The following is a 14492-nucleotide window of genomic DNA, read 5'->3' as shown; positions in this document are numbered from 1 at the left end:
AGTGAAGCAACGCGCTTCGGATGCGCGGCTAGCCGCCGAACAGCGCGCGATGGGGCCCATGCCGATACCACTCCAGCACCGCTTCGGGCACCAGCGTGTGCAACGACAGACCGGCGCCCTCGTACATGTCCAGCGTGTCGAGCAGGGCGCGCTCGAAGGGGCCTGGCGTGGTGAGTCCCGAATGTTCGCGCTCGGGCAGTGCTTCACCGAGCATGCCTTCGCTCCAGCTGTAGAGTTCGTCGGCGCGGCCAACCAGCACGCCGCAGAGCCACGCTCGGAGCGGCTCGTGCAATACCAAGGCTTCGCTCTGCGCAAGCTGGCGAGCGAGTGTCGTCACGTCGATGTCGATGCCGCGATACCACTCGGTGTGTCCGGCAGCCGATTTCGGCACCGCGAACGGTGCCTGCGCACGATGTTCGACCCAGGTGGTGATAAATAGCCGTTCGATGCGACGTGCCTGTGCGACGCGATCCACCTCGATTAGCAGGCCGCGGTCCAGGTCGAAGAATTCAAAGAAACGTCGATGCAGTGTGCGAAAGCGCGACAGTGGTTCTCGCGAGAAACCGACCTTCAGCAGATCCTCATGCCGGCAGGGCAGCACATAGACATAGGCTCGCCCGCGCGAGGCAAACCGAGGCGCGGCCTGGTCTTCTTCCGTCGTATGGTTTCCGCTGGGCATGGGCGAAATGTTCGGGGCAATGGCGCAGGTTGCGCGTCGTGCGTCTCACCGGCCGGGATGGAGCGTGCGGCTAGGTTGCCAAGCGCGCTCGCGTGACGCGGCTGGCGGTTTCCTTGTGCAACTGGGCGGCAAGCCACGCGCCAGTGGCGATCAGGATGTCCAGATCGATGCCGGTGTGCAGTCCCATGCCGTGGAGCATATAGACCACGTCTTCGCTGGCGACGTTGCCGGTGGCACCTTTCGCGTAGGGGCAGCCGCCGGTGCCGGAGACGGCGCTATCCACCACGCGCACGCCTTCCTCAAGGCAGGAAAGGATGTTGGCCAGTGACTGGCCGTACGTGTCGTGGAAATGGACGGCCAAAGCCGACATCGGAACGTCCTGCGCCACGGCATGCAACATGGCGCGTGCCTTCGCCGGCGTGCCCACGCCGATGGTGTCGCCCAGCGAGACTTCGTAGCAGCCCAGTTCGTGCAGGCGGCGCGCCACGCGCACCACATCGCTCACCGGCACTTCGCCCTGGTAGGGACAGCCGAGCACGGTGGAAACGTAGCCGCGCACTTTCACGCCATCGGCTTTGGCGCGTTCAAGCACCGGCATGAAGCGCTCGATCGACTCGTCGATGGAGGCATTGATGTTCTTGCGATTGAATGCTTCCGATGCCGCCGTGAAGACCGCGATCTCAGTAGCGCCCACCGAGCGCGCCCGCTCATAACCCTGTTCGTTGGGCACCAGCACCGGATAGCCCACGCCGGGCACCTTGCGGATGCCCTGGTAGACCTCGGCCGCATCGGCCATCTGCGGCACCCATTTGGGGCTGACGAAGCTGGTGGCCTCGATGGTCTGCAGCCCGGTACTGGAAAGACGGTCGATCAACGCGATCTTCACGTCGGTCGGCAGCAACGTCTTTTCGTTCTGCAGTCCGTCGCGTGCGCCGACTTCGACGATGCGGACGTGATCAGTTTGAAGGGATGACATGTTCATGGCGTGCTTCTGTGAAGAGTGCGGCCATGGATGGCCGCTTTTTGACTCTAGGGTTCAGGGACGAAACGCACTAGTACCGAATCGGCTTCGACAAAGTCACCTTGCGCGGCGCCTATGCTCTCGATGGTGCCGGCACGCGGCGCCTTCAAGGCCAGCTCCATCTTCATCGCTTCCATCACCAGCAATTCCTGGCCTTCCTCCACGGCGTCACCGGTTTTGGCCTTGACCAGCACGATGCGGCCCGGCATCGGCGCCACGATCTGGTTGCCGCCAACGCTTTCCTTGGACTGCCACGCAAAGGCGGCGGCGCGCTCGAAGGCGTAGCGGTTGCCGGCAGCATCGTGCACGGTGACGCGCGCGGCATCGGAACGCATGGACAGGCGCAGCGCTTCGCCGTCAAAGCGGGCACTCAGCGCTTCACCGTCGTGACGGGCACCGTGTACTTCGGTGGCCGCGTCGCCGTGGCACAGCCGATAGTCGCCGTCGTGGCCGTAGGCTTCCACTTCGTAACGATGGCCATGCAGCGACAGCGCGACGATACGCTTGCCCGCGTGGCCGACACGCCATGCATCGGCACGCGACCACGGCGAGAACGGATCGGTGCCGTAACGTGATTGGGTCATTACCGCGCATTCGTCATGCAGCAACGCGGCGACGGTCGCCGCGAACAGCACGCCATCGGCAGGCGCGGCGTCACCCGCAAGAAATTCGTTGAGATGGCGATCGAGATAGCCGGTATCGATGCGGCCCTCGACCACGACGGGGTGACGTGCCAGTCGCTCGAGGAAAGCGACGTTGGATTTCGGTCCAACGATTTCGCAGGCCTTGAGGGCATCACGCAAGCGCTGCAGGGCTTGCGGGCGGTCCTGGTCCCATACGATCAGCTTGGCGATCATCGGGTCGTAGAAGATCGTCACCGTGTCGCCTTCGATTACGCCGCCGTCGATGCGCACATGGCGCGATGGCGCCGGCAGACGCAGGCGCTGCAACTTGCCCGATCCCGGCAGGAAGTTCTGGTCCGGATCCTCGGCGTACAGGCGCACTTCGATCGCGTGACCGCTAGCCCGCACCTGTTCCTGCCTCAGCGGCAGTGCTTCACCGGCGGCGACGCGAAGCTGCCATTCGACCAGGTCCAGGCCGAGGGTTTCTTCAGTGACCGGATGCTCGACCTGCAGACGCGTGTTCATCTCCATGAAGAAGAATTCGCCGCTCTGGCCGACGATAAATTCGACCGTGCCTGCGCCGACATAGTCGACCGCTTTCGCTGCGGCCACGGCAGCAGCGCCCATTGCGGTGCGGCGCGCGTCGTCGAGGAAAGGAGAGGGCGTTTCCTCCAGCACTTTCTGGTAGCGACGCTGGGCCGAGCACTCGCGCTCGTTGAGATGGATGACGTTGCCGTGCGCATCGCCGAACACCTGGAACTCGATATGCCGCGGATGCTCCACGTAGCGTTCCAAAATCACCCGCGTGTCGCCGAAGGCGCTCGCCGCCTCGCGCTGCGCGGAAGCCAGCGCGTCAGTGAATTCGGCCTCTGCACGCACGATGCGCATGCCTTTGCCACCGCCGCCGGAAGCTGCCTTGATCATCAGCGGGAAGCCGGTGAGGCGCGCCTGTTCGGCAAGCACATCGGCCGATTGGTCCTCGCCGTGATAGCCGGGCACCAGCGGCACGTCGTGGCGTTCCATCAGCGCCTTGGCGGCTGCCTTGGAGCCCATCGCGTCGATGCTTTCCGGTCGCGGCCCGATAAAGGCGATGCCGGCCTCGGTGCAGGCACGCGCAAAGGCCGTGTTTTCGGAGAGAAATCCGTAACCGGGATGGATCGCCTGCGCGCCACTCTTACGCGCCACATCAAGGATGACATCGCCGCGCAGGTACGATTCGGTCGGACGTGGGCCGCCAATGGGCCACGCTTCATCCGCCAGGCGCACATGTTGCGCATTGGCGTCGGCTTCCGAATACACGGCGATGGTATGGAGCCCTAAGCGCCGGCAGGTGCGGATCACGCGGCAGGCGATCTCGCCGCGGTTGGCAATGAGTACGCGCTCGAACATGCGGCTTCCGGGGATGATGCAGAGCTGACAAAACTAGCAGATTGCCGCGCTGCCGCCGATGCGCGGCGCAGCATGGACGGTCTTTTCAGGGGTGGCGCGAGCGATTTACTCGTCTTCCCAGTAGCCCACTGTCAGGTCCGGCTTGCTGATGATGCGAAAGCCCTGCGGCTTGCCATCGGCGTCTGGCGGGTATTCCGCGAGGATGCCGTACTTGCCGGTATCCGGGTATTCGCAGATTTCCGGCGTCTGTTTGGTGCTGACGGCGAGATAGCGCAGCTCGACCGTGCCCGTGTTGATGATCTGGTGCGCAAGCTCCGGACCGCCCGGTGGGCAGGCAATGACATCGCCTGCACGGATGGCATGGCGGTCGTTACCGATACGCACTTCACCCGTGCCCTCAAGCACGAAGAACATTTCTTCGTTGACGCGGTGGCAGTGGCGTGGGAAGGCGCGCTTGCCCGGCGGCACGGCGGTGATGTTGTAGCCGAGCTTTTGCGCGCCAATCTCCACCGAGAAGCGACCCATGCGCGCCTCGTAGCGTTCGGCCGTTTCACCGGTGGGGCCCATGCCGGGCGGGAAGGGCTGCAATTCAACGTCGGCAATGTTGATGATGGGGTGTGGCATGGTCTGGTGTCCGTTCGGGAGGCCATCAAGCATCTGCAGGGCGCGGTGCGTTCACTGGTGCAGGAAGGCGCGGGCTTCCTGGTTCGCCGTTGTCATTCCGGTTGATGACAGACCACCTCGACATTGTGCCCATCCGGATCGATCACAAAGGCACCGTAGTAATGCTCGTGATAGTGCGGCCGCAAGCCGGGAGCGCCGTTGTCCTTGGCGCCGGCGTCGAGCGCGGCGCGATGGAATGCATCCACCGTGGCGCGATTGGGTGCAGTGAACGCGATATGCACGGGGCCTGCGGTATGACCGTTGTGCGATGTACCGATCCAGAAATTAGGCACGCCGTTGATGCCGAATCCCGCATGCTCGCCGTCACCGGTTTGTTCCGCGGTGACCTCCATGATCAGCGTGCCACCGAGGGGCGCCAGCACCTTGCGGTAGAACTCGCGGCTGCGTTCGAAACCGGAAACCTGCAACCCAACGTGGTCGAGCATGGCATCACTCCTTGTGCAAGCGGGTGGCAACGTATCGAGTATGTAATCGATGGTGTCAGTCTGGCGTGCACCAGCGGGGCGGGCGCTTGGCGAGAAAGGCGCCAAGCCCTTCCTGCCCTTCGTCGGAGACACGCAGGCGGGCGATCAGTGCGGCGTTTTCGTGATCGAGCCGCTCAGCCTCTGCCTCGGTGGCGCCGGCGACGCGCAGCGCCAGTTGCTTGGCTTCCGACTGAGCCATCGGGCCAGCCTTGGCGAGCAACGCCAGCGTGGCCTCGACGGCTTCGCCCAGCGCGGTGATGGGCACGCACTGATGTATCAGGCCAATGTGCAGCGCCGTGGTCGCGTCGAAGAGTTCGCCAGTGAGGAACAGGCGGCGCGCCTGCCGCAGGCCGATGGCGTGAATGACGTAGGGCGAGATCACGGCGGGCACCAAACCAAGCTTCACCTCCGTCAGCCCGAAACGCGCGCTGTCCACACCGATGGCGATGTCGCAGCAGGCGATCAGGCCGACGCCTCCGCCATAAGCAGCACCGTTGACGCGGGCAATGGTGGGTTTGGGCAGGTATTGCAGGGTGCGCATCAGGCGGGCCAGGCGCAGCGAATCCTCGCGGTTCGCCGCTTCGCTGGCCGCTGCCATTCCGCGCATCCAGTTCAGGTCCGCACCGGCGGAAAAACTTGCGCCCTCGCCGGTAAGCACTACCGCGCGCACCGTCTCATCGGCGCCCGCGGTGGCCAGCGCATCGGTCAGCTCCGCGATCAGCACATCGTCGAAGGCGTTGTGCACCTGCGGGCGGTTCAGCGTGATGCGGCGGACGCCCGCCTGGTCGGCGATCTGGATGCTGGAAGTCATCGGGTGCTCCTGGTGGGGATGCACATCATAAACAGGCGACGCCGTGCACCTGGAGTGTGGCGCTGCAGGTCGCATGGGACTAAGGTACAATGCGAACCATTCTTATTTAAGTTGGTGACCAGTGCGCCTGTCCGACCTGCCGAAAGGGGCTACTGCCGTGGTGGACCGAGTGGACGATGCTCATGCTTCTGACCCGATCGCGCAGCGCTTGCGCGACCTGGGTTTCGTGGCGGGCGAACCGGTGCGCGTGGTGGCAATCGGCCCGCTGGGCGCCGACCCTTTGCTTATTCAGATCGGCTCGACCCGTTTCGCACTGCGTCGTAACGAGGCGGCACGCGTGATGGTGCGCCCAGAGGTGGCGGCATGAGCGCCAGTACCCTGCGCATTGCCCTGGTGGGCAACCCCAACTGTGGCAAGACGGCGCTGTTCAACCAGCTCACCGGCGGCCGCCAGAAGGTGGCCAACTACGCCGGCGTCACGGTGGAACGCAAGGAGGGCCGCTTCAGCACGCCGTCCGGTCGCGTGTTGCAGGTGCTGGACCTGCCGGGCACCTACAGCTTCGACGCCACCAGCCCGGACGAGCAGATCACGCGCGACGTGCTCGAAGGCAATTACCCGGGCGAGGCGCCACCGGACCTGGTGGTGTGCGTGGCCGATGCCACCAACCTGCGCCTGCATCTGCGTTTCGTGCTGGAAGTGAAGCGCCTGGGTCGACCAGTGGTGCTGGCGCTGAACATGATGGATGCGGCGCGTCGTCGCGGCATCGTTATCGACGTGCCCGAACTGTCGCGCCGCCTCGGCATGCCGGTGGTGGAAACCGTGGCGGTGAAGCGCGATGGCGTGAAGGCGCTGATCGCACAAGTGGATGGCGAAATTCCCGAGGCACCTCCGGCGCAGCCGGACGATGCGGCCAGCCGCGCTGACCTGCACATGCAAGTACGCGAGATGCTCGCCGCCACGGTCACCATGCCGCGCGCCACCGCCGAGATCGATGACGCGCTAGATCGCTGGGCGCTGCATCCGGTATTCGGATTGGCGATCCTGTCGGTGGTGATGTTCCTGGTGTTCCAGGCGGTGTATGCGGCGGGCAAGCCGATGACCGACCTGATCGGCGAAGGCTTTGGCTGGCTGGGCCAGCACGCCACCGTGTGGATGCCTGCGGGGCCGCTGCAAAGCCTGATCGTGGATGGTGTGTTCGGTGGCCTGGGTACCGTGATCGGCTTCCTGCCGGAAATCCTGGTGTTGTTCTTCTTCATCCTGGTGCTGGAGGAATCCGGCTACCTGCCGCGCGCAGCGTTCCTGCTCGACCGCCTGATGGTGTCGGTGGGCCTCACCGGGCGCTCATTCATTCCGCTGCTTTCCAGCTTCGCCTGCGCCATTCCCGGCATCATGGGAACGCGCAGCATCACTGATCCGCGCGACCGGCTCTCGACCATTCTGGTGGCGCCGTTGATGACCTGCTCGGCGCGACTGCCGGTGTATGCGCTGCTGATCGGTGCGTTCATTCCCACGCGGCGCGTGCTGGGCATCTTCAACATGCAGGGCCTGGTGCTGTTTGCGCTGTATGCGGCCGGGGTACTCGGTGCCATGACCGTGGCCTGGGTGATGAAGAAGATGCGCCGCGATCGCAGCGAGCATGCGCTGCTGATGGAGCTGCCGTCCTATCGCCTGCCCAAGGTGCGCGATGTGGCCATTGGTCTGTATGAGCGCGGCATGATCTTCCTCAAGCGCCTGACTGGCGTGATCCTTGGGTTGACCGTGCTGATGTGGTTCCTGTCCAGCTTCCCGGGCGCGCCGGCAGGTGCCACCGGTCCGGCGATTGACTACAGCTTTGCCGGCTACATCGGCCGCGGCCTGCAGGTGATCTTTGCGCCGCTGGGCTTCAACTGGCAGATCAGTGTGTCGCTGATTCCCGCATTCGCCGCGCGCGAAACGGCGGTAGCAGCGTTGGCCACGGTTTACGCCGTGGGTGGCGATGGTGCCGATGGCGCAGGTTTGGCGCAGGCTCTGGCGGCCAACTTCTCGCTGGCCAGTGCGCTGTCATTGCTGGTGTGGTTCGCGTTCGCGCCGCAGTGCATGTCGACGCTGGCGGTGATCCGTCGCGAGACCAATTCGTGGCGTAACGTGGGCATCTCGTTCGGCTACATGTTCGTGGTGGCCTATGCGGCCTCGTTCCTCACCTATCAGATCACGAGCCTGCTGACATGAGCACGGGACTGCTGGCTCAATACGTGGTGATCGGCGTGATCGTGCTGATCAGCGCCCTCATCACGTTCCGCAAACTGGCGCCGCAGCTTACCAATCGTTGGCTGGCCTCTATCGCCCTGCATTTCGATCAACCCCAGCGCGCCGCATGGCAGCGCGCCTTCGGCCGGCGCCTGCAACCGAAGCAGGCCACCGGCAATTGCAGTGATGGCTGCAGTACGTGCGGCGCATGCGGACCCAAACCGCCGGCAGCAGCGCACGACGTGCATCCGCTGGAATTTCGCCAGCGAGCGAAGTAACGCCGCAGCCCTATTTCAGCGCTGGCTTGGCGGGTTGCTGTCCATCGGCGGATTGATCTTGCGGATGGCTGGATCCCCCGATTTGACCGGCGTGAGGATGCCGACCGTCACCGTCCCCGATAGCAGATAGGTCTGGAATTTCGGGTCGTAGGGATCGTTGCTCGCGCGCAATTGCTGATAGGCGATGACGCCATCGATCTGATGGACGCCGGTGATATCGCCCGGAGTCGTATTGATGTGTCCGCCATTGCCGACGTCATAGTTCGGTGGCGCATGGTGATTGTTCATGCCAACCATGCCGCCGACAACCAGGTGGGGCGCTGCCGAACCCACCCGCGAGCCGGTGGCGGAGTAGAGCACCTCGCGCCATCGTGCCTTGGCGCGTGGCAAGGCGACTTCGTCGCCGTAGATGGGCAACAGCTCGCGCCAGATCTGGTTGGCTAGCTCGAACTGTTCTGGTGTCAGGTGTGCGTAGAGCAGTTGCTTGGCGTAGACGTATTGCGTTTCGTTGCGCTCGGCCGCCAGCGCAAACCAGGCCATGGCGGTAGGCAGATCCACGGGCGATCCATGGCCATTGAGATAGAGCACGCCCAGGTTGTACTCGGCGGGCTTGTACGCCCATAGGGCGGCGATCTTGTACATGGCGATGGCGTGGGTGTAGTCGTGACGCTGGTTGGCCAGTGCACCGAGGTAGAAGTAGTACTCGCCGGGCCGGCCGTCATCCTGAGGCGTATTGAAGGCATCCGTGCGGCTGATGGGTACGTCTGGTGTGGCGTGGTAACTCACCACTTGAGGTGGTGGTGCCGTGGTATCCACGGGAATGGTGGGAAGCGTCGCATCGGTGGTGGCGTAGGCCGCGGCGAGCGGCAGCCCCAAGGAGGCGGCGAGGCACAGCGAACGCAACGTCAAGAGACTTTGCCTGTTCATGGCGATACCCCGGGTGTCTGCGTGGGGACACAGTAACCACACGCTACTCCCGACGACGGCGCTAGGCAATCGCCAGTTGGACGTCTGAACGGCTGTTGCGAGCGACCAGGGTTGGTCAGTCGTTCGCAGCTGCTCGTCAACCACGGCACCATCGGCCCGATGTACGCCCGCCAGTGCCACCGGCTTGACGGTTCCACCCCATGTTGAGCTGCCGCGCAAATGCCTGCGCGCCAGCCAAGGCACCATACCCATCACGCCGATGCGGCACGCTCGTAGTTCTCGATATGCCGGCAAACGATGGGCCAGAAAGGTTGGGGCAGGCGGCCGGACAGGCGGTCGTCGAGGACGTCCAGATGCGCATGCCAACCGCCGCTGGTGCCGGCGATATCGGCGGGCGGCAGGCGGCGATGAGTCAGCACCAGGCGCACCTGATCGCCTTGCGGCGTCAGCTCGAAGCTGACCTCGGAGGGTTGCGCGGGATCGCCCCAGGTGTAGCTGAGCAGTTGCGGTGGTTCGCAAGCGGTGATCCTGTGCTGCGAGGTCACACCATCGGCGTGGTCCTTGAAACGTTCCGGCGGCGGTACCTGTGTACGCGACAGTTCGATGTGGTGGAAGTGCAGTTGGAAGTCACTGCCGACGCGCAGTTCCATCGACCCGCTGGACAGCCATTGGCCGCGTTTGTCCGATTCGGTGAGATAGGCCCACACGCGTTCGATGGGGCCGGGCAGCAGGCGTTCGAAACGGATCGTATCTGCGGCGACGAGCTGCCGCGGCGGGTGGCGCTGCAGGTTTTCCTCGAGATGACCAAGAATCATGCCCCAGCCCTGATGGGTGCCATCGGCCCATTCGGGTAGCACGTCTTCGTGCGTGAGCACGAGCTCGCAACCCTTGCCGACCGACGTCACTTCGATGGTCACGCGCGTATGCGCGCCGGAGTATTTCGGAACGGTGAAAGTGAAAACCAATCGGCGTGGCCGATCGATTTCCAGGTATTCGCCGACGTGCTCCACATCCTCGCCGTCACGGCGGTCGGTGAAGGAGAAGCGGCCACCCACGCGCGCATCGATGTCCACCTTCACCATTTCGCCGCCATCGGCGCTGAACAGCCAGCGCCCCGCGGTGGCTGGGTCCAACCACGCATCGAACACGCGCTCGGCGCTCGCATCAAAGCGCCGAGAGATGCGGAGACTACGTAGGACAGCAGTATTCATCGCGACTTACCTTTGCGGTTGGGCTTGCTCTTGGCGTGGTCATCGGCCTTGAGCAAGGCATCGAGTGCATCGAGCTTGTGGTTCCAGAACTGCTCGTAGAAGCGCAGCCATTCGTCGGCAGCCGCCAGTGGGGCCGGGTCGAGCCGGCAAACATGCATGCGGCCCAGGACGGCACGCTTCACCAGGCCCGCACGCTCAAGCACCTTCACATGCTTGGAAGCGGCGGCCAGCGACATCTCGAACGGCGCGGCCAGCTCGCCGATATTGCGGTCGCCCGTCGCCAGGCTGCGCAGCATGGCGCGGCGGGTCGGGTCGGTGAGTGCCTGGAATACGGTGTCGAGTGGGATTGATTCAACCATATGGTTGAATATCAGTCGGCCGCCGTTAAAAGTCAACCTTATGGTTGAATATTAAAAGCGAGTGGTGCCATCGAGGGGTCGATGCATGGTTAAAATCGTGGACCCACTAGGAGTCGGATATGCAGCGCACCCCATCCATCGATACCACCGTGCCAGATGGCGACACGACCGAAATTACCGTGCCGCCCACGGCCATGCGTCACCCGGCCGGACATGGGGTGCTCGACAACCTCGACGTGGCTGCGCATGACGAAGTGGAACATGAGACCGCGTTGCGTGATTCCAGCTTGCGAGTGCCGCGCTAGGCTCGTTACAGAAAGATCTTTACTGCCTGCGGAAACACCTGGCATGCAGCCATTCACTGCTGATTGAGTTGCCGGCAGGCGGTGAGCGTTACATGCGGAACACGCCGTAACGCTGCGGTTCGATCGGCGCGTTGAGCGAGGCGGAAATCGCCAGCCCGAGCACGCGGCGTGTGTCGGCCGGATCAATGATGCCGTCGTCCCAAAGTCGCGCGCTTGCATAGTAGGGGTGCCCCTGGCGCTCGTACTGGTCGCGGATGGGTGCCTTGAAGGCCTCTTCATCCTCCGCACTCCAGGTCTTTCCGCTGGCCTCGATGCCGTCGCGGCGCACCGTGGCCAACACCGAGGCGGCCTGTTCGCCGCCCATCACGCTGATGCGGGCGTTGGGCCACATCCACAGGAAGCGCGCACCATAGGCGCGACCACACATGGCGTAGTTGCCTGCGCCGAAGCTTCCGCCAATCACCACGGTGAACTTCGGCACGTGCGAGCAGGCCACGGCGGTCACCATTTTGGCGCCGTCCTTTGCGATACCTGCGTTCTCGTATTTCTTACCGACCATGAAGCCGGTGATGTTCTGCAGGAACACCAGCGGCACGTTGCGCTGGTTGCACAGCTCGATGAAATGCGCGCCCTTGAGTGCGGACTCGGAGAACAGAATGCCGTTGTTGGCGATGATGCCGACCGGGTAGCCGTGGATATGCGCAAAGCCGCAGACCAGGGTCTTGCCGTAGCGCGCCTTGAACTCGTGGAATTCGGAGCCATCGACGATGCGGGCGATCACCTCGCGGATATCGAACGGGCGGCGCGTATCCTGCGGGATCACGCCATACAGTTCCTCAGCGGCATACAGCGGCTCGGCAGGGGTGCGCAGCGCCAGCGGCATGTCCTTCTTGCGGTTGAGGCTGGCGACGATATCGCGAGCGATGGACAAAGCGTGTGCATCGTTCTCCGCATAATGATCGGCCACGCCCGAGACGGACGTATGGACGTCCGCACCACCGAGCGCCTCGGCATCCACCACCTCACCCGTGGCGGCCTTCACCAGCGGTGGACCGCCGAGAAAGATCGTGCCCTGATCGCGCACGATGATGGTTTCGTCGCTCATCGCCGGCACATAGGCACCGCCCGCGGTGCACGAACCCATGACAACCGCGATCTGCGGAATCCCCAGACCCGACATGCGTGCCTGGTTGTAGAAGATGCGGCCGAAATGTTCCTTGTCAGGAAATACTTCGTCCTGTAGCGGCAGGAAGGCGCCGCCGGAGTCCACCAGATAGATGCACGGCAGCCTGTTCTCCAGTGCGACTTCCTGTGCACGCAGATGCTTTTTCACCGTGATCGGGAAATAGGTACCGCCCTTGACCGTGGCGTCGTTGGCCACCACCACCACTTCGATGCCATTCACTCGGCCGATGCCGGTGATGATGCCGGCGGCGGGCGCAGCATTGTCGTACATGCCGTGGGCGGCCAAGGGTGACAGCTCAAGGAACGGCGAGCCGGGGTCGAGCAGGGCACGGATGCGCTCGCGCGGAAGCAGCTTGCCGCGGGCGGTGTGCTTTTCGCGCGTCTTTTCGCCACCGCCTTCGGCAGTGCGCACCAGCTCGTGGTGCAGGTCGTCCACCAGGCCACGCAGCTGCGTGCTGCTGGCCTGGAAATCCGGCGACCGAGGATCGATCTGCGAGGCAATGACGCTCATGGGCTAAGGCTGCCGTTCGGTTGAAGACCTGAATGATAACGGCCCGGGCCCATTGGCTAAATCGGCGACGCAGCATGGCGATAGCGCAAAAAAAAACCGGCCGCACAAGGCGGCCGGTTTTCGGAAGTACACCGGACTACTTAGTGACCAGCGGTCGAAGCAGCGGCCGGAGCAGCAGCGGTCGAAGCCGGGGTCGGAGCCGGCTGTTCGGCAGGAGCCGCAGCGGTCGAAGCCGGAGCAGCTGCCGGAGCAGCGGCCGTCGACGCCGGAGCAGCAGCAGCCTTCTGAGCCTGGTCAGCAGCCTGCTGCGCCTGGTCAGCCGACTTCTGAGCGTCCTGCGCGGAATCCTGCGCGCCGTTGCTGCAAGCCGCCAGCAGCGCGACGAGCGCAGAGGCGAGAAGGGTACGCGTGAACTTCATGTTGAATCTCCTTTGCCGTGGAATGCCGTTTGGCGGGCGTATTAATAACGCTTTCGCGGAAAATGCGCCACATCTTTATGTAAAGCCGTAAAAACGGTTAACCCGCCTTTCATCGGCGGCCGCAATGGCGGCCGCCTCGAGAGCGCATTAGTCGAGGCACTCTACCGCAATAGCAGTCGCTTCGCCGCCGCCGATGCACAGCGACGCCACGCCACGCTTGAGGCCACGGGTCTTCAACGCATTGATCAGCGTGACCACCAGTCGGGCACCGCTGGCGCCAATCGGATGGCCAAGCGCGCAGGCGCCGCCGTTGACGTTGATCTTGTCGTGGGGAATCGCCAGCTCACGCATCGCGGCCATGGGGACCACGGCAAAGGCTTCGTTGATCTCGAACAGGTCGACGTCGCTGGCCTTCCAGCCAGCCTTTTCCAGAACCTTGTGCAGCGCACCCACCGGCGCGGTGGTGAACCACTCCGGCTCCTGCGAATGGGTAGCGTGCGCCACGATGCGCGCCAGCGGCTTGAGGCCGCGAGCCTTGGCATCATCGGCGGAGAGCAGCACAACCGCAGCGGCGCCATCGGAAATGCTGGACGAGCTGGCGGCGGTGATGGTGCCGTTCTCTTTGCGGAAGGCCGGCTTCAGGGTTGGGATCTTGCTGGTGTCGGAGCGACTCGGCTGTTCGTCGGTGTCGATCTTCACTTCGCCCTTGCGGCTGGTCACGGTGACCGGGACGATCTCGCTGGCGAAGGCGCCGGACTGTTGCGCGGCCTTGGCGCGCTCCACCGACGCGGTGGAGAAGGCATCCTGCTCTTCGCGAGAGAAGTGGTACTTGTCTGCGCACAACTCGCCGAAGACGCCCATGGCCTTGCCGTCGTACGGGTTGGTGAGGCCGTCCCACGCCATGTGGTCAACGAGGGTGCCTTCGCCATAGCGGATGCCGCTGCGGGCGTTGACCATGTGCGGCGCGTTGGTCATCGATTCCATGCCGCCGGCGACCACGATGGCGGCCGAGCCAGCCTTGATGAGGTCGTGACCCAGCATGATGGCCTTCATGCCCGAACCGCATACCTTGTTGACCGTGGTGCAACCGGTGCCGGGCGGCAGGCCGGCGCCCAGCGACGCCTGGCGCGCAGGTGCCTGGCCCAGGTTGGCGGGCAGTACACAGCCCATGAACACTTCACTGACTTCGGCGGGAGCCAGGCCCGACTGTTCCAGTGCGGCGCGGATGGCAGTGGAGCCCAGCGTGGGCGTGGGAACGCCGGTGAACTGGCCGAGGAAGGAGCCAATGGCAGTGCGCTTGGCACCGACGATGACGACGCTGACATCCGACATGGAAATCTCCGCAAGTACTTGATGGGGCGGGGGTGCCCGGTAAATAACCCATCAATTATCGCAGCCCG

16 protein-coding genes are annotated in these 14492 nt (G+C 64.0%); 4 read left to right on the top strand and 12 right to left on the bottom strand.

Annotated features, from left to right (window positions below):
* Window positions 1-28: 28 nt before the first annotated feature.
* The 6 genes from AC3CBN_RS19155 to AC3CBN_RS19130 form a co-directional block, all read right to left on the bottom strand.
* On the bottom strand, window positions 29-679 hold the full coding sequence (locus tag AC3CBN_RS19155; protein ID WP_488634578.1) for a GIY-YIG nuclease family protein: 651 nt from the start codon (window positions 677-679) through the stop codon (window positions 29-31).
* Between the two features lie 70 nt (window positions 680-749).
* Window positions 750-1661, bottom strand: a complete 912-nt coding sequence (locus AC3CBN_RS19150) for a hydroxymethylglutaryl-CoA lyase (protein ID WP_488634577.1) — start codon at window positions 1659-1661, stop codon at window positions 750-752.
* 47 nt (window positions 1662-1708) lie between these two features.
* Window positions 1709-3712 (bottom strand): acetyl/propionyl/methylcrotonyl-CoA carboxylase subunit alpha, encoded by a 2004-nt coding sequence (locus AC3CBN_RS19145; RefSeq protein WP_488634576.1) that lies wholly within the window; start codon window positions 3710-3712, stop codon window positions 1709-1711.
* 105 nt (window positions 3713-3817) lie between these two features.
* The gene (locus AC3CBN_RS19140; protein WP_488634575.1) at window positions 3818-4336 is read right to left on the bottom strand and encodes a cupin domain-containing protein; all 519 of its coding nucleotides are present in this window, start codon (window positions 4334-4336) and stop codon (window positions 3818-3820) included.
* A 92-nt stretch (window positions 4337-4428) separates the two neighbouring features.
* Window positions 4429-4821, bottom strand: a complete 393-nt coding sequence (locus tag AC3CBN_RS19135; protein WP_488634574.1) for a VOC family protein — start codon at window positions 4819-4821, stop codon at window positions 4429-4431.
* 55 nt (window positions 4822-4876) lie between these two features.
* Window positions 4877-5671, bottom strand: coding sequence for an enoyl-CoA hydratase-related protein (locus AC3CBN_RS19130; protein ID WP_488634573.1), 795 nt, complete (start codon window positions 5669-5671; stop codon window positions 4877-4879).
* 121 nt (window positions 5672-5792) lie between these two features.
* Between AC3CBN_RS19130 and AC3CBN_RS19125 the strand changes: the two genes are divergently transcribed.
* From AC3CBN_RS19125 to AC3CBN_RS19115, 3 genes are read left to right on the top strand one after another with little or no spacing between them, the layout of a single operon-like run.
* Window positions 5793-6038 carry a FeoA family protein gene (locus tag AC3CBN_RS19125; protein ID WP_488634572.1) on the top strand — a complete coding sequence of 82 codons (246 nt, stop codon included), beginning with the start codon at window positions 5793-5795 and terminating at the stop codon, window positions 6036-6038.
* On the top strand, window positions 6035-7879 hold the full coding sequence (feoB, locus tag AC3CBN_RS19120; RefSeq protein ID WP_488634571.1) for a ferrous iron transporter B: 1845 nt from the start codon (window positions 6035-6037) through the stop codon (window positions 7877-7879). Before AC3CBN_RS19125 ends, feoB begins: the two co-directional genes overlap by 4 nt.
* Window positions 7876-8175, top strand: a complete 300-nt coding sequence (locus AC3CBN_RS19115) for a DUF6587 family protein (RefSeq protein ID WP_488634570.1) — start codon at window positions 7876-7878, stop codon at window positions 8173-8175. The genes feoB and AC3CBN_RS19115 overlap by 4 nt, the downstream gene beginning before the upstream one ends.
* Window positions 8176-8190: 15 nt before the next feature.
* Here the strand turns inward: AC3CBN_RS19115 and AC3CBN_RS19110 are convergent, their stop codons facing one another.
* The 3 genes from AC3CBN_RS19110 to AC3CBN_RS19100 form a co-directional block, all read right to left on the bottom strand.
* Window positions 8191-9102 carry a tetratricopeptide repeat protein gene (locus tag AC3CBN_RS19110; RefSeq protein WP_488634569.1) on the bottom strand — a complete coding sequence of 304 codons (912 nt, stop codon included), beginning with the start codon at window positions 9100-9102 and terminating at the stop codon, window positions 8191-8193.
* 251 nt (window positions 9103-9353) lie between these two features.
* Window positions 9354-10313 carry an SRPBCC domain-containing protein gene (locus tag AC3CBN_RS19105; protein ID WP_488634568.1) on the bottom strand — a complete coding sequence of 320 codons (960 nt, stop codon included), beginning with the start codon at window positions 10311-10313 and terminating at the stop codon, window positions 9354-9356.
* Window positions 10310-10672, bottom strand: a complete 363-nt coding sequence (locus AC3CBN_RS19100) for an ArsR/SmtB family transcription factor (protein ID WP_488634567.1) — start codon at window positions 10670-10672, stop codon at window positions 10310-10312. The genes AC3CBN_RS19105 and AC3CBN_RS19100 overlap by 4 nt, the downstream gene beginning before the upstream one ends.
* 119 nt (window positions 10673-10791) lie before the next feature.
* Between AC3CBN_RS19100 and AC3CBN_RS19095 the strand changes: the two genes are divergently transcribed.
* On the top strand, window positions 10792-10977 hold the full coding sequence (locus AC3CBN_RS19095) for a hypothetical protein (RefSeq protein ID WP_488634566.1): 186 nt from the start codon (window positions 10792-10794) through the stop codon (window positions 10975-10977).
* Between the two features lie 88 nt (window positions 10978-11065).
* On the opposite strand, the gene AC3CBN_RS19090 is transcribed toward AC3CBN_RS19095, so the two are convergent.
* The 3 genes from AC3CBN_RS19090 to AC3CBN_RS19080 form a co-directional block, all read right to left on the bottom strand.
* Entirely contained in the window at window positions 11066-12673 is a 1608-nt protein-coding gene (locus AC3CBN_RS19090; protein ID WP_488634565.1) for a carboxyl transferase domain-containing protein, read from the bottom strand.
* A 140-nt stretch (window positions 12674-12813) separates the two neighbouring features.
* The gene (locus AC3CBN_RS19085) at window positions 12814-13092 is read right to left on the bottom strand and encodes a hypothetical protein (protein ID WP_488634564.1); all 279 of its coding nucleotides are present in this window, start codon (window positions 13090-13092) and stop codon (window positions 12814-12816) included.
* 147 nt (window positions 13093-13239) lie between these two features.
* Entirely contained in the window at window positions 13240-14424 is a 1185-nt protein-coding gene (locus AC3CBN_RS19080; protein WP_488634563.1) for an acetyl-CoA C-acyltransferase, read from the bottom strand.
* Window positions 14425-14492 lie beyond the last annotated feature (68 nt).

Source organism: Dyella sp. OK584 (genome assembly GCF_057787755.1).
This window is presented reverse-complemented; position numbering and strand designations above follow the sequence as displayed.